Source organism: Devosia alba, from assembly GCF_039938915.1.
GTDB lineage: Bacteria > Pseudomonadota > Alphaproteobacteria > Rhizobiales > Devosiaceae > Devosia > Devosia alba.
In genome coordinates, this window is record NZ_JBDUUI010000143.1 from 1 (window position 1) to 242 (window position 242).

The following is a 242-nucleotide window of genomic DNA, read 5'->3' on the forward strand; positions in this document are numbered from 1 at the left end:
CGAAATGCCCTTTCCGAAGATAACTCAGCTGGTCTTTATAGGAATACGCCTCAAAATCGTCAAGTTTTGGAGGTGTGATACCTTGATACTGATATTCCTCTTCAAGGTAGTCTTGTGTAGACTCAAAGTTAGTCAAATATTTTATTGCTTCCTTTTCTTCTTTCAACGCTTGCAAAGTACCTGAATCCAGCTGTTCACCAACTTTTTTCAAGAAATATACTTGGCGAGCATCTAAAACATAT

General features: G+C 37.6%; 1 protein-coding gene. It reads right to left on the reverse strand.

From position 1 onward, the window contains the following. Positions 1-242 (reverse strand): hypothetical protein (locus tag ABFY71_RS19110; protein ID WP_347947462.1); only part of this gene is annotated, 242 nt, incomplete at both ends.